This window comes from Pseudomonas sp. HY7a-MNA-CIBAN-0227, assembly GCF_040310325.1.
Classification (GTDB): Bacteria; Pseudomonadota; Gammaproteobacteria; order Pseudomonadales; family Pseudomonadaceae; genus Aquipseudomonas.
Map to the genome: position 1 here is coordinate 55,498 of NZ_JBEOPT010000013.1, position 15,800 is coordinate 71,297.

At 61.2% G+C, this 15,800-nt stretch carries 16 protein-coding genes; all 16 read right to left on the bottom strand.

The annotated features are described in order from the left end of the window. Window positions 1–123: 123 nt before the first annotated feature. The 16 genes from urtD to cbiE all read right to left on the bottom strand — a co-directional run bounded on the left by urtD (window position 124) and on the right by cbiE (window position 15,762). Window positions 124–984 (bottom strand): urea ABC transporter ATP-binding protein UrtD, encoded by an 861-nt coding sequence (gene urtD, locus AAEZ06_RS20380; protein ID WP_502948044.1) that lies wholly within the window; start codon window positions 982–984, stop codon window positions 124–126. Further along, window positions 984–2,060: an urea ABC transporter permease subunit UrtC gene (gene urtC, locus AAEZ06_RS20385; protein WP_149411105.1), complete on the bottom strand. Its 1,077-nt coding sequence runs from the start codon at window positions 2,058–2,060 to the stop codon at window positions 984–986. The genes urtD and urtC overlap by 1 nt, the downstream gene beginning before the upstream one ends. After that, window positions 2,060–3,562 carry an urea ABC transporter permease subunit UrtB gene (gene urtB, locus AAEZ06_RS20390; RefSeq protein ID WP_350615906.1) on the bottom strand — a complete coding sequence of 501 codons (1,503 nt, stop codon included), beginning with the start codon at window positions 3,560–3,562 and terminating at the stop codon, window positions 2,060–2,062. The genes urtC and urtB overlap by 1 nt, the downstream gene beginning before the upstream one ends. Before the next feature lie 93 nt (window positions 3,563–3,655). Further along, window positions 3,656–4,921 carry an urea ABC transporter substrate-binding protein gene (gene urtA / locus AAEZ06_RS20395; protein ID WP_350615908.1) on the bottom strand — a complete coding sequence of 422 codons (1,266 nt, stop codon included), beginning with the start codon at window positions 4,919–4,921 and terminating at the stop codon, window positions 3,656–3,658. A 204-nt stretch (window positions 4,922–5,125) separates the two neighbouring features. Next, window positions 5,126–6,136 (bottom strand): FecCD family ABC transporter permease, encoded by a 1,011-nt coding sequence (locus AAEZ06_RS20400; RefSeq protein WP_149411102.1) that lies wholly within the window; start codon window positions 6,134–6,136, stop codon window positions 5,126–5,128. Beyond that, window positions 6,133–7,080 (bottom strand): ABC transporter substrate-binding protein, encoded by a 948-nt coding sequence (locus AAEZ06_RS20405; protein ID WP_149411101.1) that lies wholly within the window; start codon window positions 7,078–7,080, stop codon window positions 6,133–6,135. The genes AAEZ06_RS20400 and AAEZ06_RS20405 overlap by 4 nt, the downstream gene beginning before the upstream one ends. Next, window positions 7,077–7,865 (bottom strand): ABC transporter ATP-binding protein, encoded by a 789-nt coding sequence (locus AAEZ06_RS20410; protein WP_149411100.1) that lies wholly within the window; start codon window positions 7,863–7,865, stop codon window positions 7,077–7,079. Before AAEZ06_RS20410 ends, AAEZ06_RS20405 begins: the two co-directional genes overlap by 4 nt. Window positions 7,866–8,036: 171 nt before the next feature. Beyond that, window positions 8,037–9,398: a PepSY-associated TM helix domain-containing protein gene (locus AAEZ06_RS20415; RefSeq protein WP_502948045.1), complete on the bottom strand. Its 1,362-nt coding sequence runs from the start codon at window positions 9,396–9,398 to the stop codon at window positions 8,037–8,039. Window positions 9,399–9,488: 90 nt separating this feature from the next. Then, window positions 9,489–11,564, bottom strand: coding sequence for a TonB-dependent copper receptor (locus AAEZ06_RS20420; protein ID WP_350615911.1), 2,076 nt, complete (start codon window positions 11,562–11,564; stop codon window positions 9,489–9,491). Between the two features lie 93 nt (window positions 11,565–11,657). After that, entirely contained in the window at window positions 11,658–12,071 is a 414-nt protein-coding gene (locus AAEZ06_RS20425) for a DUF2946 domain-containing protein (RefSeq protein ID WP_149411097.1), read from the bottom strand. Between the two features lie 20 nt (window positions 12,072–12,091). Continuing rightward, window positions 12,092–12,571 carry a copper chaperone PCu(A)C gene (locus AAEZ06_RS20430; protein WP_149411096.1) on the bottom strand — a complete coding sequence of 160 codons (480 nt, stop codon included), beginning with the start codon at window positions 12,569–12,571 and terminating at the stop codon, window positions 12,092–12,094. Window positions 12,572–12,617: 46 nt separating this feature from the next. Next, the gene (locus tag AAEZ06_RS20435) at window positions 12,618–13,013 is read right to left on the bottom strand and encodes a DUF2946 domain-containing protein (RefSeq protein ID WP_350615914.1); all 396 of its coding nucleotides are present in this window, start codon (window positions 13,011–13,013) and stop codon (window positions 12,618–12,620) included. Between the two features lie 103 nt (window positions 13,014–13,116). Next, on the bottom strand, window positions 13,117–13,440 hold the full coding sequence (locus tag AAEZ06_RS20440) for a helix-turn-helix domain-containing transcriptional regulator (protein ID WP_149411094.1): 324 nt from the start codon (window positions 13,438–13,440) through the stop codon (window positions 13,117–13,119). A 5-nt stretch (window positions 13,441–13,445) separates the two neighbouring features. Further along, window positions 13,446–13,778, bottom strand: coding sequence for a type II toxin-antitoxin system RelE/ParE family toxin (locus AAEZ06_RS20445; RefSeq protein ID WP_149411093.1), 333 nt, complete (start codon window positions 13,776–13,778; stop codon window positions 13,446–13,448). A gap of 56 nt (window positions 13,779–13,834) precedes the next feature. Further along, complete coding sequence (locus AAEZ06_RS20450; RefSeq protein WP_350615917.1) at window positions 13,835–14,560, bottom strand: cobalt-precorrin-6A reductase; 726 nt, start codon at window positions 14,558–14,560, stop codon at window positions 13,835–13,837. After that, entirely contained in the window at window positions 14,557–15,762 is a 1,206-nt protein-coding gene (cbiE, locus tag AAEZ06_RS20455) for a precorrin-6y C5,15-methyltransferase (decarboxylating) subunit CbiE (protein ID WP_149411091.1), read from the bottom strand. Before cbiE ends, AAEZ06_RS20450 begins: the two co-directional genes overlap by 4 nt. Between the last annotated feature and the right edge of the window lie 38 nt (window positions 15,763–15,800).

The window sequence follows — 15,800 nt, forward strand, 5'->3', positions numbered from 1 at the left end:
GCGTTGGGCTGCGTAGCAGCCTCAATAGAGTCACCGCATACCGTCAGTTAGAACGCGGCGTTTGGTTTTTGGGCCGCTTCGCAGCCCAACGCGGGCAAGCCCGCTCGCCACAAACAGCGCCTGTTAGCGACCGAGATACACCTCGATCACCCGCTCATTTTCCTGCACCTGTGCAAGCGACCCTTCGGCCAACACGCTGCCCTGGTGCAACACCGTCACATGGTCGGCAATCGAGCCGACAAAGCCCATGTCGTGTTCCACCACCATCAACGAATGCTTGCCCGCCAGGCGCTTGAACAGTTCGGCGGTGAATTCGGTTTCGGCGTCGGTCATGCCCGCCACCGGTTCGTCCAGCAGCAACAGTTGCGGGTCTTGCATCAGCAACATGCCGATTTCCAGGAACTGCTTCTGACCGTGGGACAGCAAGCCGGCCGGGCGATGGACCGAGGCGGTGAGGCGAATGGTGTCCAGCACTTCGTCGATGCGATCCCTCTGTTCACCACTCAGGCGCGCCCGCAGGCTGGCCCATACCGACTTGTCGGTCTTCTGCGCCAGCTCCAGGTTTTCGAACACGCTCAGGGCTTCGAACACCGTAGGCTTTTGGAACTTGCGACCGATCCCGGCCTGAGCGATCTGCACTTCGCTCAGCGATGTCAGGTCCAGGGTTTCACCGAACCAGGCCTTGCCGTGGCTGGGTCGGGTCTTGCCGGTGATCACGTCCATTAGCGTGGTCTTGCCCGCGCCATTGGGGCCGATAATGCAGCGCAGTTCACCGACGCCGATATACAGGTTCAGGTCGTTGAGGGCCTTGAAACCGTCGAAGCTGACGCTGATATCTTCCAGGGTCAGGATGGTGCCGTGGCGGGTATTGAGGCCCTTGCCCGCCGCCTGGCCGAGGCCAATGGCGTCGCGGCTGGTGCCTTGGTCCTTGTTGGGTTCCAGGATCGGTTCGAGCATGAACTCAGCCGTTGCAGTGACTCTCATTATTCGCCCCTCTTCTTCAGCAGACCGATTACACCCTTGGGCAAGTACAGGGTAACGATGATGAACAGGGCTCCAAGGAAGAACAGCCAGTACTCGGGGAAGGCCACGGTAAACCAGCTCTTCATGCCGTTGACCACCCCTGCGCCCAGCAGCGGGCCGATCAGCGTGCCGCGCCCGCCCAGTGCCACCCACACGGCAGCTTCAATGGAGTTGGTCGGTGACATTTCGCTGGGGTTGATGATCCCTACTTGCGGCACATACAACGCACCCGCCAGGCCACACAGCACCGCACTCAAGACCCAGACAAACAACTTGAACCCACGCGGGTCGTAGCCACAGAACATCAGACGGTTCTCGGCATCGCGCAGCGCCGTCAGCACCCGGCCGAACTTGCTTTGCGCCAGGCGCCAGCCGATGTACAGGCTCGCTACCAGCAACAGCACGGTGGCGAAAAACAGCACTGCTCGCGTTCCCGGTTCGGTGATGCCAAAGCCGAGAATGCTGCGAAAATTGGTAAAGCCGTTATTGCCGCCAAAGCCCGTTTCGTTGCGAAAGAACAGCAGCATCCCGGCGAAGGTCAACGCCTGGGTCATGATCGAGAAATACACGCCCTTGATCCGCGAGCGGAAGGCGAAGAACCCGAACACCAGCGCCAACAACCCCGGCGCCAACACCACCAGGCACATCGCCCAGAGGAAGTGATTGGTACCGACCCAATACCACGGCAACTCAGTCCATGACAGGAAGGTCATGAATGCCGGTAGTTCATCACCAGAGGCCTGGCGCATCAGGTACATGCCCATGGCGTAACCACCGAGGGCAAAGAACAAGCCGTGGCCCAGGGACAACATCCCGGCGTAACCCCAGACCAGATCCAGGGCCAGCGCGACGATGGCGTAGCAGAGGATCTTGCCCACCAGCGTCAGGGTATAAGCCGAGACGTGCAGCGGGTTTTCCGGCGACAGCAGGGAGCACAGCGGCAGGGCCAGCAGCAGGGTCAGGATCACCACACCGACGGCAATCGTCACCTTGGGACCGGCCTTTTGCGTGGCCGTCAGTATTAATGGCTGGTTCATCAGTCGATCACCCGTCCTTTCAGTGCGAAGAGTCCTTGCGGGCGTTTCTGGATAAACAGAATGATCAGCGCGAGGATCAGGATCTTGCCGAGCACGGCGCCGATCTGCGGCTCAAGAATCTTGTTGGTGATCCCCAAACCGAAAGCGGCCATGACGCTGCCGGCCAACTGGCCGACGCCGCCGAGCACCACCACCAGGAACGAGTCGATGATGTAGCTCTGGCCCAGGTCCGGGCCGACGTTGCCAATTTGACTCAAGGCCACGCCACCCAAGCCTGCGATGCCGGAACCGAGGCCAAAGGCGAGCATGTCGACGCGCCCGGTGGGTACGCCGCAGCAGGCGGCCATGTTGCGGTTCTGGGTCACTGCTCGCACATTGAGGCCCAGGCGGGTCTTGTTCAGCAGCAGCCAGGTCAGCACCACCACAAATAGGGCGAAGGCGATGATGACGATGCGGTTGTACGGCAGCACCAGATTGGGCAGCACTTGAATTCCGCCCGACAACCAGGCTGGGTTGGCCACTTCGACGTTTTGCGCACCGAACACCAGGCGCACCAGTTGGATCAGCATCAGGCTGATGCCCCAGGTGGCGAGCAGTGTTTCCAAGGGCCGGCCGTAGAGGTGACGAATCACTGTGCGCTCCAGGGCCATGCCTATGGCGGCGGTGACAAAAAACGCCACCGGCAGCGCGATCAGCGGATAGAACTCGATGGCCTGGGGCACGTAGCGCTGCATCAGCAACTGCACCACATAGGTGGAGTAAGCGCCGAGCATCAGCATCTCGCCGTGGGCCATGTTGATCACCCCGAGCAAGCCGAAGGTGATCGCCAAACCGAGGGCCGCCAGCAGCAGGATCGAACCCAGGGACATGCCACTGAAGGCCTGGCCGAGGATTTCGCCCACCAGCAGTTTGCGCTTGACCTGGGCCAGACTGGTTTCGGCGGCGGTGTGCACGGCGGCGTCGGTTTCCACGCCTGGGGCCAGCAGGCTTTCCAGGCGGGTGCGGGCCAGCGGATCGCCGGTGTTGCCGAGTAGGCGCACGGCGGCCAGGCGTACGGCCGGGTCGGTGTCCACCAGTTGCAGGTTGGCCAGGGCCAGGCTCAGGGCGGCGTGGACGTCGTCGTTGGTCTCAGCGGCGAGTTGCTGGTCGAGCAATTTCAGCTGCGCAGGTTGGGCGCTTTTTTGTAGGGTTTGCGCTGCGGCCTGGCGAATCCTGGGATCGGCGGCGAGTAGTTGCTGGCTGGCTTGCACGTTGTCGATCAGGCCGCGCAGGCGGTTGTTCAGGCGTACGTTTTTGGTTTCGCCGTTGACCGTGAGTTGGCCTTGTTGCAGGGCGTTGACCAACTCGATGCGGGCCAGATCGGGCTGGGCGGCCCAGTCTTGCAGCAGCGTGGCTTGTTGGGCCGGGTTGGCTGCCAGGAAATCGTCGGCATCGCCTGCGTGTGCGGCCAATGGCAGCACAAACAGGACGGCCAGGATGAAGCGGTAAAGGGCAGTAGGCATATCAGTGGGCCTTGCGCGGACAATGTGGGAGCCGGGCTGTTGTGGTGAGGGAGCAAGCTCCCTCACCACAGGTTATTGGCCAGTCTCCGTGGCTCAGTTGCTCTTCACGGCATAGTCAGGCTTCTTGTCATTGCCCTGAATGTACGGGCTCCAGGGTTGGGCACGGACCGGCTCGTTGGTTTGCCACACCACAGAGAACTGCCCGTCAGCCTGGATCTCGCCGATCATCACCGGCTTGTGCAGGTGGTGGTTGGTCTTGTCCATGGTCAGGATGAAACCCGATGGCGCGGCGAAGGTCTGGCCGGCGAGGGCTTCGCGGACCTTGTCGACGTCGGTGGATTTGGCTTTTTCAGCAGCCTGGGCCCACATATGGATGCCGACGTAGGTGGCTTCCATTGGGTCGTTGGTCACGGCTTTGTCCGCGCCCGGAAGGTTGTGAGCTTTGGCGTAGGCTTTCCAGTCAGCCACGAATTTCTTGTTTACCGGGTTTTCCACCGACTGGAAGTAGTTCCACGCCGCGAGGTTGCCCACCAACGGCTTGGTGTCGATGCCGCGCAGCTCTTCTTCGCCCACGGAGAAGGCCACCACTGGAACGTCGGTGGCTTTCAGGCCCTGGTTGGCCAATTCTTTATAGAACGGAACGTTGGAGTCGCCATTCACGGTGGAGATCACCGCAGTCTTGCCGCCGGCGGAGAACTTCTTGATGTTGGCGACGATGGTCTGGTAATCGGCATGACCGAACGGGGTATAGACCTCTTCGATGTCCTTGTCGGCCACGCCTTTGGAATGCAGGAACGAACGCAGGATTTTATTGGTGGTGCGTGGGTACACATAGTCAGTGCCCAGCAGGAAGAAGCGCTTGGCGCTGCCACCTTCTTCGCTCATCAGGTATTCCACCGCCGGGATCGCCTGCTGGTTAGGCGCGGCACCGGTGTAGAACACGTTGGGCGACATTTCTTCGCCTTCGTATTGCACTGGGTAGAACAGCAGGCCGTTGAGCTCTTCGAACACCGGCAGTACCGATTTGCGCGACACCGAAGTCCAGCAACCAAACACCACCGCGACCTTGTCCTGGGTCAGCAACTGCCGGCCTTTCTCGGCGAACAGCGGCCAGTTCGATGCCGGGTCCACCACCACCGCTTCCAGCATCTTGCCGTTCACGCCACCCTTGGCGTTGATCTCGTCGATGGTCATCAACGCCATGTCCTTGAGGGACGTTTCGGAGATGGCCATGGTCCCGGACAGCGAGTGCAGGATACCGATCTTGATGGTCTCGGCGGCCTGGACAGTCCAGGTCATGCCCATGGCGGCGATGGATGCCGACAGAGTGAAAGCCTTGATCAAGCTGCGACGCTTCATTGTGCAATCTCCATGACTCAACGTTGTTATGTGGGGGCAGATACGGGCATTGAGTGGGTAGTTGCAAGGGGTGTGCCTAGTCGGCAAAAGGCAGGAAATAGTCGGTTTTGCACCGTGGTGGCCGGCAGCGGCGCACCATGAGCAGGCAGGGGAGGAGTGTTGGTGCGCAAGCGTGCGCTACAACGGGGCGGTAGCTGCCGGGTGTCAGCGCTTGCGCATCAACCCTATGAAAAACAGCCCGCCGATGGCCGCGGTGGCCACGCCAATGGGCAAGTCCTCCGGGGCAATCATTGTGCGTGCCGAGACATCGACCCACACCAGGAAGATGCTGCCCAGAAGTACGCACACCGGCAGCAAGCGCCGATGCTCGGCGCCTACAAGACGCCGGGCAATGTGCGGCACCATTAGCCCGACAAAACCGATGGAACCGCTGATGGACACCAGCACGCCGGTCATCAGCGAGGCGATCAGGAACACCTTGAGCCGCACATTGCGTGCGTTCAAGCCCAGGGTCACGGCAGTCTGTTCGCCGGCCATCAGGGCATTCAGCGGGCGAGCCATCCCCAGCAGCAACACCAGCCCCAACAGCACGGTGGCGCAGGGAACCGTCAGCAACTCCCAGCGCGCCAGCCCCAGACCGCCGAGCATCCAGAACATCACCGCCGACGCCGCGCGGTGATCGCCCATGAACAGCAGCAGGTTGGCCACCGCCATCATCACGAACGACACCGCAACGCCGCACAGCAGCAAGCGATCACTTTCCAGGCGACCGTTGCGGCTGGCCACTGCCAGCACCACGATCATGCTTAGCAGCGCACCGATAAAGGCGGCGATGGGCAGGGTCAGCAGGCCGACGATTTCACCGACATGCAGCACCACGATCACCGCGCCGAGGGTGGCGCCGGAGGTCACGCCCAGCAGGTGCGGGTCGGCCAGGGGGTTGCGCGTTACCGCCTGCAACACCGCGCCGATCAACGCCAGGCCGGCGCCCACCAGCGCACCGAGCAACATGCGCGGCACCCGGATCAGCCAGACGATATGTTCCTGGCCGACGCTCCAGTTCATCTCACCGATACCGAAGGCCTTGTGCAGCAAAATCCGCCACACCACGTCCACCGGCACCCGCGCTGAGCCGAACCCCAGCGAGACCACGCAGGAGACCAGCAACAACGCACCAAGGGCACTGAGCAACAAGGCGTAGCGACGGTTGATCATTCGCCGTGGAATCCCTTGGCCAGGGTTTCAACCGCCAGCACGTTGTCGATCCCCGGCGTGGCTTGCACGTAAGGGATGACGATGAAGCGCTGGTTCTTGATGGCGTCCACCGATTGCAGCGCCGGGTTGTTCAGCAGGAATTGCTCTTTCTGCTCGGCGGTGATTTCGCTGTAGTCGACGATCACGATGACCTGCGGGTTGCGCTCCACCACGGTTTCCCAGTTGATGCGGGTCCAGCTGGCTTCGACGTCATCGAGGATATTGCGCCCACCGGCCGCATCGATCAGTGCTTGCGGCATGCCCAGGCGCCCGGAGGTCATGGCGCGGTCTTCACCGCTGTCGTAAAGGAAGACGCGAGGTTTGTCAGCGGGCAGGCTTTTTTGCACCTCGGCGACTTGCTCCTGCATCTGTGCGATTAGCGTGTTGGCGCGGTCTTGCACGTCGAAAATCTTGCCCAGGTTGCGCAGGTCGTTGTAGGTGTCTTCAAGAGTGGCCGCCGGGCGCTTCATGACAAATGCGCAGGATTCGGTCAGCTCATAGACGTTGATGCCCAGGGGTTGCAGGGTTTGCGGGGTGAGGTCACCGCCCACGCGCATACCGTAGTCCCAGCCAGCGAAGAAGAAATCGACGTTGGCGTTGAGCAGGGTTTCCACTGACGGGTACTTGCTCGCCAGCTCCGGCAGGCCGTCGAGGATCTGTGCCATTTGTGGGGTTACCGACTTCCAGCCAGTGACGCCGCTGTAGCCGGCCATATGCGGCTTGAGGCCCAAGGCGAGCATCATCTGGGTCATGTTGATGTCGTGGCTGACCGCTTGTTTGGGCGCTTGCTTGAAGGTCACTTCGCGGTTGCAGCTCTGGATTTTCAGCGGGTAATGGGTCGCTTCGGCGAAGGCCTGGGAAGCGCTGAACAACAAAGCGATGGACAGCAGGGAGCGCAGGATCATGGTTGGGTTATCCAGGTGATTCGGGGGTAGCCGGACAGGGGATGAGTGTCGATCAGCGCCTCGACGCCGAATACCTCGCGCAACAGCTCGACGGTCAGCACTTCGTGAGGCGTGCCGCTGGCGACGATGCGCCCGTGGTTGATCACATACAGGCGATCACAAAATGCGGCGGCCAGGTTCAGGTCGTGAATGCTGGCCAGGGTACCGATCTTCAGGCGTTTGACCAGCTTTAAAAGCTCAAGCTGGTAGCGCGGGTCGAGGTGGTTGGTCGGTTCGTCGAGGATCAGCAGTTGCGGTTGTTGGGCCAGGGCACGGGCGAGAATAACCCGTTGCTTTTCACCGCCGGAGAGGGTGGCGAAAGCGTGGTCTTCAAAGCCCAGCAGGCCGACGGATTCGAGGGCCTGTTGAATCAGCTTTTGGTCTTCTATGGTGTCGCTGTCGAACAATCCCTTGTGGGGCGTGCGGCCCATGGCAACCACCTCGTCCACCCGTAAACCGAAGGCATCGGGAAATTCCTGAAGCACCACGGCGATGCGCTGGGCGCACCAGCGAGAGGTTTGTTTCCAGACGTTCTGGTGGTCGAGCAGTACCTCGCCGCTTTCTGGTTTGCTGAACCGATAGGCGCAGCGCAACAAGCTGGTCTTGCCGCTGCCATTGGGGCCGATCAACCCGACAAACTCCCCGGCACCCACCTGCAAACTGGCGTCACGCAATTGGAACTGGTGATGACAGTGGCCGTGACCCAATGGGGTCCAGGCGAGTTGGGTGAGGTTGAGTGAGGTCATTGGTTTCCTATCGGTTGTACACATTCAAGACAGATTTTTTTGGCGAGCGGAGATCACGCAGCAAGTGTTATAAGTTAACACTTGTTGCGTAGGGGGCGAAAGCCTGCGTAAGACTACACAGTGCTTCTATGTAGGGCGTCTCGACTGCTTCATGGCGAAGGTGAAGCAGATTCACTCTGGCGCAAAAAAGCGCGCCAGCACCAGGCGATCCAATACCCAGACCACGATCAGAGACGCCCCCACCAGGGGAAAGATAATCGCCAGGCCCAGCATGATCACCATGGCGGTTTTCCACTTCGGCAGGTCATGGCGCAACGGCGGAACCCCGAGGCCGCCCTGTGGCCGGCGCTTCCACCAGATCACTACGCCGCTGACCGCACTCAGCAGAATCATCAGGCAGACCAGCAGCACCAGAATCTGATTGACCACGCCGAACATCTTGCCTTCGTGGAGCATCACTGCGGTTTCAGTGGCCCGAGCTACGGTGTTGTAGTGTTCCCAGCGCACATCGGCCAGGACCTTGCCGGTGTATTGGTCGACATGCAGGGTGGCGTCGTTGCGCGGGTCGTTGGCGAACACCGCGATGGTGAATACGCCCTCGGCGGTGGTGGGGAAGGTGATGCTGTAGCCCGGTTCAACCTTGCGGGCGGTGGCCAGGTCCACGAGCTGTTGCAGACGCAGGCTTGGCGCTGCCGGGCCGGTGCTCATGCCAGCGTGGTTCATGTGTTCGGCATGATCGCCGGACATCGGCATCGGCGTGTTTTCCATGGCCCAGGGCACGGTCTGTTGTGTGGCGGTATTGAGGATGCGCGCTTGTTGGTCGGACTGCGGCACGTTGTTCCACATCGCCGCCGGGAAGCGGTTCCACAGGTCGGCGTATTGCTTGCCCCAGAAGCCGGTCCAGGTCATGCCGCTAAGGATCATCACCAGCAAAAACGCTGCGCCCCAGAAACCGGTGACTGCATGCAAGTCGCGCCAGAACAGCCGTCCGCGACTGCCCAAACGTGGCCACAAGATCCCGGCCGGCGATTTGCCGTGCGGCCACCACAGGTACAGGCCCGAGACCACCAGCATCACGCCCCAACCGGCCGCCAGCTCTACCAGGCGGTCGCCCACGGTGCCGATCATCAGCTCGCCGTGAAGCGCGCGGGCGATGGCTTGCAGGTTGCTTTTCGCGTCCTGCTCGCCCAGCACTGTCCCGCGATAAGGGTCGACGAATACCGTCACCTCGTGACCTTCGTTGAGCACGACAAATTGCGCGCTGCTGGTGGCGTCTACCGGCGGCAGATATTTGCTGATGGTGCCCTGGGGATAGGCCGCCTTGGCTCGTTGCAGTTGTTCATCGGCGCTCAGTACATACTCGGCGCTTTGCACCTTGAGCAAGTCGCCATACATCAGTGGGTCGAGCTGGGGTTTGAACAGGTAGATGATGCCGGTTACAGCCAGCAGCACCATGAAGGGGGCGACAAACAGCCCGGCGTAGAAATGCCAGCGCCAGGCCAGGTTGTAGAAGGAAATCTTTGGAGGGTTCATCAGGGGTTGCTCCGCAAGGCTTGTTATTTATCTGGCCGATCAAATTATTTGTTGTGGCAAGCAGGCTCGCCACAACAGTAGTGTTCGCTGTCAGAAACTCATATCCACCTTGGTCCAGAGCGTGCGCCCCGGTTCGTTGATGGCTTGCGGGTCATTGGCTGGGTAGCCGAACCCGGCGTTGCCGGCCAGGTTCAGGTGCTCGGCGTAGGCTTTGCCGAACAGATTGTCGACGCCGGTGCTGACCTTGAAGTTTTTATTGATGCGATACGCCGCGTTCAGGGAGACCACGCCAAAGCCCGAACTCTTGTCGAAGTCCTTGCCGACCACGTTGCCCTTGTTCTGGTCGATGCGGTTTTGCTCCGCGACTACTCGCCACAGAGCGCCGGCGCTCCAGTTGTCCTCGCTGTAGGTCAGGCCGAAGCGGGCATCCAGCGGTGGCATTTGCGGCAGGGCCTTGCCGTCGCTGCTGTTTTTTCCCCAGGCATAGGCGAGAGTGGCGTCGGCTTTCCAGTTGGAGGTGAGTTTGTACGCCACGCCCAATTCGCCGCCCATGATTCGTGCATCGATGTTCTGTGCCTGGGAAGTAGTGCCCATCATCCCTGGGGTGTAATTGAACAAAATATAGTCGCGCACCTGGCCGACATAGCCCGAAGCCCAGGCCTCCAGATCAGCGGTTTTGTATTGCAGGCCGAAGTCCAGCTGGGTGGTTTTTTCCGGTTTGACCGCGTCGAAGGCATTCACCGAGCCCGATGGTCCTGATTTTGGGGAAAATAACTCCCAGTAATCGGGGAAACGTTCAGCGTGGCCGAGGCCTGCGTACAGCGTGGTAGGGCTGTCGGCCAGGTCGTGTTCATAACGCACGAAGCCGGAAGGCAGCGTGTCGGCGCGGGTGTTGTTGGCGGTGGGATTGGCCCGAGCCGTCATCCCGGAGCCGGTGCTCTGGCGAAAATCCTTGGCCGAGGCGCGGTCCAGGCGGGCGCCGGTGATCAAGCGGTCATTGTCGGCGGCGTACCAGGTCAGCTCGCCGAACACGCCGTAGTTGTGGAAGTCGGCGTCCTTGTTGCGCGGCACGCCCTTGTAGGTATCGATACCCATGCCGCTGCGCTGGCGATGTTCGTTGGTCTGCGCGTCTATGCCGCTGATCAGTTGCACATCAGCCCATCGCCAGGTGGCCTTGATCCGCGCGCCGAGGGTGCGGCGGTCGACGTTGGAAGCCATGGGACCTGCCATCATCCCGGTGCCCGACGGGGTGCGCAGGCTGTAGTTGTCCATCACATGGTCGGCGTAGTTGTAGTAGACCTGGGCCTCGACCTTGTCCAGCACCTCGCCGATGTTGGATTTCTCGAAGCGCAGGCCCAGGCTTTCGCGCAGGAATTGCGAGCCGTCCATGCCGCGCCCGGCGTAGCGAGCTTCGCCATCGCCACGGCCGGCGGTCAACTCCAGCAGGGTGTCGGCGTCCGGGGTCCAGCCGAGGGCGACGTCACCGTTCCACTTGTCGTAGCGCGAGGCGACGGTGTCGTTGTTGCCGTCCTTGTAGTCGTCGGCGTGGGCCTGGTTACCGATCACCCGGACATAGCCCAAAGAGCCGCCGGCGGCAGCGTCGATGACTTTATCGAAACGCCCGTTGGAACCGGCCAGCACACTGGCGTTGACCCGCGTGCCCAACTCGCCGAACTGCTCCGGCTCGCGGTCGAACAGCACCGTGCCCGCCGAGGCGCCGGGGCCCCAGAGTACGGTTTGCGGGCCTTTGATTACCGTCAGCTTGTCGTAGGTTTCCGGGGAGATGTAGGAGGTCGGCGCATCCATTCGCCCAGGGCAGGCGCCGAGCATCATGCTGCCGTTGGTGAGGATATTCAGGCGCGAGCCGAACATGCCTCGCAGTACCGGGTCGCCGTTGGTGCCGCCGTTGCGCACCAGGGCGAAGCCGGGGATGGTCTTGAGATAGTCACCGCCATCACTGGCCGGCACCGGTTGGCGTGGGTCCTTGGGGTTGGTGATGATCGTCAGCGGTGAGCTGGGGGCGATGGCGGTGATTACCGTCGGGCTCAGCTCATTGTTGTGCTCGGCGTGGTCGTCGGCGTGAGCCTGTGGCGCCAGCAGTGCGCCACACAGAACGGCAAGAACGGGGGTACATCCCATACGGGTGTCAGCAGAAAACCTGGACATAAAAAATTCCATCTATCAATCGTAAACAACACGGCCAGCAGCCTGCGGCTGTCTGTCTAAAGTCGGCCGGGCGTGGTTTTAGGGTGTGGGTGTTTACGAGGCGATGGGCGGTGCGCGGCTGCGGGCGCCGGGGAAAATGCTCTGCCGGGCATGGCCCAGGCGCGGGGAAGGGGTGATGGCGTTAGCGGGGGGCGGGGCGCCGAGGGCGACGAAGGACACGCTGCCAGGCAGGGCCGGGCAACTGAACAGTAGGCTGCAATAGCCGCATTTTTCCCACAGTACAGGGTCGGCAGTGGGAGGCTTACCGTGTTCGGGCGAGTGTTGAGGTTCGCCATGGCAACTGGCGTCCATGCTCATCGGCATGGACATGCCGGCGTGATGATCCATCGGCATCGCTTGGGAAATCAGCGGTCCGATAAAGATCATCAGCATGGCAAACAGGCTGATCCAACTGCCGCGAGCAAGGCTTACGGGCTTGGTGGACAACCTGCTGTGCGGAGCACCCATATGGCGTAGGCCTTGGGTGGTTACTGGGCGTGCATGTGCTCGTGGGCGGCCATCGGCGGCACTTTTTGCACCGACACTTGTACGTTTACCGGCCCTGCGTTTTCGAAGTTCAGGGTCAGCGGGAAATGCTTGCCGTCTTGCAAGACACTGCGGTCCTTCAGGCCCAGCAGCATCACGTGGTAGGCCATGGGGGCGAACGTCAGATCCCCTCCCGCCGGAACGGCGACGCTGGGCACCAACTGCATTTTCATCAAGTCGCCCTGCATCACATGCTCATGCAGTTCGGCCTTGGCCGCCACTGGCGTGTCGACGCTGAGCAGGCGATCAGGTTTGTCGCCCTGGTTATGAATCACAAAATACGCCGCGACAGTCGGCGCGTTGGGTGGCAGTTCCTGTGACCAGGGATCGCTCACAAGAAGGTCGCCGGCCTTGTAGTCATCGGCATTGGCGGCACACACCGGCAGCAACAACGCAGCCAGGAGCAGGGAAGATTTAAGCATGGCAGTTCTCCAGAACGGTTCAAAACGCAGGTCAATTGCGAAGTGATCAGACCGTCGGAGAGGCGCGGGGATTAAGGCTTGGCCATTGCTGGCGCGGCGTGGGGAATTGCAGGGACGACAGCGGCAGGCTCTGCGCGGCGTCGAATCGAGTGACATACAACTGCGGCACATGCCCCGGCAGCGCCACCAACGGCGCCGAGCCCGAACAGTACCAGCAATGCTGCATGGTGGAGTGGTCGTCCTGCTGCGGCGCTTCTTGCTCCAGCGTTCCCAGGGAAATCGCCACCAGCTTGGTACCGCTTGAGGAGCAGAAGCTGCCCCACAGCAATTGTTCGCCAGGGCTCTTGGCTTGCTGCATCGCCCCGGCCATCGGCATGGCAAACGCATTGAACAGCACTGCAAAACAGGCGATCCAGGCAAATGCAAAGCGTTGACGGGCCATGGCGGACAATCCGTAGGGTTTAAACGATCAGATGGGTATTTAGCCTGATCGGGGTGGATAAGTAAAAACCGGGTGTGCGGTTTGGTGTCGCATGGCTATCAGGCTAGGCCGCAGGCACTCCATGAACTTGCATATCGACGCCTAGCGCCTTCCTGACCACTGCGAATATCGCAGCCAGATTGTCCATGCTTGGATTGCCTTTGGCTGAAAGCATGCGATGAAGGCTTTTACTGGGTTTTGCTGTCTCTTTCGCCAAGCCTTCGAAGCCAACTGTGGCATTGACCAAATCACGCAGGATCACGCGCGAGATTTCTGGTTCGCCGTTGAGAAATAGCGTAGCAGCCTCATCCAGAAGAGCTTGGGCAAATTCAGGATCACGCTGCGCGCGTTCGGCAATGGTGTGTTTATAACTGCGGGTGAGCGCCATGTCGGCTACCTCTGGTGTTCCGATTTTTTGCAACGCTGATACTCGTTGATCAGCGACTTTGCTGCTTTGATATCTCTTTTTTGGCTGGACTTGTCGCCACCACCAAACAGGATGATCAGCCGATGGCCTTCCTGTATCAGATAAATCCGGTAACCCGGCCCCCAGTTAATGCGGTATTCACCGAGCCCATCGAACCATTTGATATTGCTGGTATTGCCCATTTCAAGCCAAACCAATGCGTTTGAAACCTTAAGTGCCGCCTGCACACTCAAGAAAGAGAACCATTGACCGAACGGGCTGATCTGGTTTTCACGTTGGTATTCTTCGATCTCGATCATTGGCGACCCTGAAGGTAACAAATAGGTTACTACTCAAGCAAGCGAATGATCCTGACTTATCGGGCGAAGTTTTCCAACGCAGCGAGTGTTTCTTCCAGCGACAAAAACTCCCGATCCACCCCCACCAACACCGGCCGCTTCAACACCAACACCGGCACCCCACGCTCGCGCGCCACTTCCAGCTTCGGTTCGGTCGCACTGCTGCCGCTGTTCTTGCTGATCAGCACATCAATCTGCCTGCGTTCGAACAAGGCCCGCTCAGCCTCGATCAAAAACGGCCCCCGTGCGCCGATCACTTCGCAGCGTTCGTTGCCGGGATACCTATCCAGCGCCCGCAAGGTCCAGAACTGCTCGGCGGGGATTTCGTCGAGGTGTTGCAGCGGTTCGCGGCCCAGGGTGAACAGTGGGCGCTTGAAGGGCTTCAGCGCGACGATCAGCTCGGCCCAGTCGCCGACTTCCCTCCAGTCATCACCGGCCTGCGGCTGCCACGCCGGGCGGCGCAAGGCCCAGCAGGGAATGGCACACAGTTGCGCCGCACGAGCAGCGTTCTGGCTGATCTGCGCGGCGTAGGGATGGGTTGCGTCCAGCAGCAGGTCGATGCCTTGGTCGCGGATAAATTGCGCCAGGCCTTCAGCGCCACCGTAGCCGCCGACGCGAACCTGGCAGGTGAGGTCGGTGGGCACCCGGCCGATGCCGGCCAGGCTGTAGATATGCTGCGGGCCGAGGGTGCGAGCGATGGCCAGGGCTTCAGTGACGCCGCCCAGCAGGAGGATGCGCTTCATTGTGGTTTGATCACTTCCAGCAAGGTGATCGGCAGTGCCTGGCGCCATGTGTCGAAGTCACCCAAAGGCTGGGCCTGGGCAACATGGATGCGGGTCAGTTCACCGCCGTGTTGTTCGCGCCAGGCCATCAGGGTCATTTCGCTTTGCAGGGTGACGGCGTTGGCGACAAGCCGGCCACCGGGGCGCAGGTGTTGCCAGCAGGTGTCCAGCACGCCGGCGCGGGTCACGCCGCCGCCGATGAAGATGGCGTCGGGTGCTTCAAGGCCTTCGAGGGCTTGAGGCGCGCTGCCGCGAATCAATTGCAGGCCCGGCACGCCGAGGGCATCGCGGTTATGTTCGATCAAAAGTTGACGGCCTTCGTTTGCTTCGATGGCCAGCGCCCGACAGCTGGGGTGTGTGCGCATCCATTCGATGCCGATGGAGCCGCTGCCGGCGCCGACGTCCCACAGCAGTTCGCCGGGAGTGGGCGCGAGACGAGCCAGGGTCATGGCGCGCACGTCGCGCTTGGTCAGTTGGCCGTCGTGCCTGAAAGCGGCGTCTGGCAACCCAGCCAACCGTGACAGACGTGCCGTACCCGGTGCAGCCAGGCAGTCGATGGCTACCAGGTTCAACGCGGCAAACGGCGAGTCTTGCCAATCCTCGGCAATGCCGTCGATGCGACGTTCATCCGCGCCACCCAGGTGCTCGAACACACTTAAACGACTCGGGCCGAAACCACTTGAACACAACAAGGCCGCGATGGCCGCCGGGCTCTGGCCGTCGTTGCTCAGCACCAGTAAGCGCACTCCGCTGGACAGCTGGGCATTGAGCGCAGCCAACGGGCGGGCGACCACCGACAACGTCAGCACATCCTGCAACGGCCAACCCAGGCGCGCCGCCGCCAGCGAAACAGAGGAGGGCGCCGGCAGGATCAGCAGCTCATTGGCCGCCACTTGCCGTGCCAGACTGGCGCCGACGCCGTAAAACATCGGGTCACCGCTGGCCAGCACACACACCGGTTCACCACGCCGGGCCAACAGCGGTTCGAGGGAAAACGGGCTGGGCCACAGCTCTCGTTCACTGCGAATGCACGCCGGTAACAAGTCCAGCTGGCGCTGGCCGCCAATGATCCTGGAGGCGTGCAGCAGAGCGTGCCGGGCATTCCTGCCCAGGCCTTTGAAGCCGTCTTCACCGATGCCTACTACCGTCAGCCAGGGCGACATATTGATTCCTTGAACGACATCCGACGGGCAGGCTTTTC

Excerpts from the sequence above, each read along its gene's own strand:
- cbiE (WP_149411091.1), bottom strand. The coding sequence starts at position 15,762 with ATGTCGCCCTGGCTGACGGTAGTAGGCATCGGTGAAGACGGCTTCAAA.
- AAEZ06_RS20435 (WP_350615914.1), bottom strand. The coding sequence starts at position 13,013 with ATGGCCCGTCAACGCTTTGCATTTGCCTGGATCGCCTGTTTTGCAGTG.
- AAEZ06_RS20405 (WP_149411101.1), bottom strand. The coding sequence starts at position 7,080 with ATGATCCTGCGCTCCCTGCTGTCCATCGCTTTGTTGTTCAGCGCTTCC.
- urtC (WP_149411105.1), bottom strand. The coding sequence starts at position 2,060 with ATGAACCAGCCATTAATACTGACGGCCACGCAAAAGGCCGGTCCCAAG.
- AAEZ06_RS20400 (WP_149411102.1), bottom strand. The coding sequence starts at position 6,136 with ATGATCAACCGTCGCTACGCCTTGTTGCTCAGTGCCCTTGGTGCGTTG.
- urtB (WP_350615906.1), bottom strand. The coding sequence starts at position 3,562 with ATGCCTACTGCCCTTTACCGCTTCATCCTGGCCGTCCTGTTTGTGCTG.
- AAEZ06_RS20430 (WP_149411096.1), bottom strand. The coding sequence starts at position 12,571 with ATGCTTAAATCTTCCCTGCTCCTGGCTGCGTTGTTGCTGCCGGTGTGT.
- AAEZ06_RS20445 (WP_149411093.1), bottom strand. The coding sequence starts at position 13,778 with ATGATCGAGATCGAAGAATACCAACGTGAAAACCAGATCAGCCCGTTC.
- AAEZ06_RS20425 (WP_149411097.1), bottom strand. The coding sequence starts at position 12,071 with ATGGGTGCTCCGCACAGCAGGTTGTCCACCAAGCCCGTAAGCCTTGCT.
- AAEZ06_RS20440 (WP_149411094.1), bottom strand. The coding sequence starts at position 13,440 with ATGGCGCTCACCCGCAGTTATAAACACACCATTGCCGAACGCGCGCAG.
- urtD (WP_502948044.1), bottom strand. The coding sequence starts at position 984 with ATGAGAGTCACTGCAACGGCTGAGTTCATGCTCGAACCGATCCTGGAA.
- AAEZ06_RS20420 (WP_350615911.1), bottom strand. The coding sequence starts at position 11,564 with ATGTCCAGGTTTTCTGCTGACACCCGTATGGGATGTACCCCCGTTCTT.
- AAEZ06_RS20450 (WP_350615917.1), bottom strand. The coding sequence starts at position 14,560 with ATGAAGCGCATCCTCCTGCTGGGCGGCGTCACTGAAGCCCTGGCCATC.
- urtA (WP_350615908.1), bottom strand. The coding sequence starts at position 4,921 with ATGAAGCGTCGCAGCTTGATCAAGGCTTTCACTCTGTCGGCATCCATC.
- AAEZ06_RS20415 (WP_502948045.1), bottom strand. The coding sequence starts at position 9,398 with ATGAACCCTCCAAAGATTTCCTTCTACAACCTGGCCTGGCGCTGGCAT.
- AAEZ06_RS20410 (WP_149411100.1), bottom strand. The coding sequence starts at position 7,865 with ATGACCTCACTCAACCTCACCCAACTCGCCTGGACCCCATTGGGTCAC.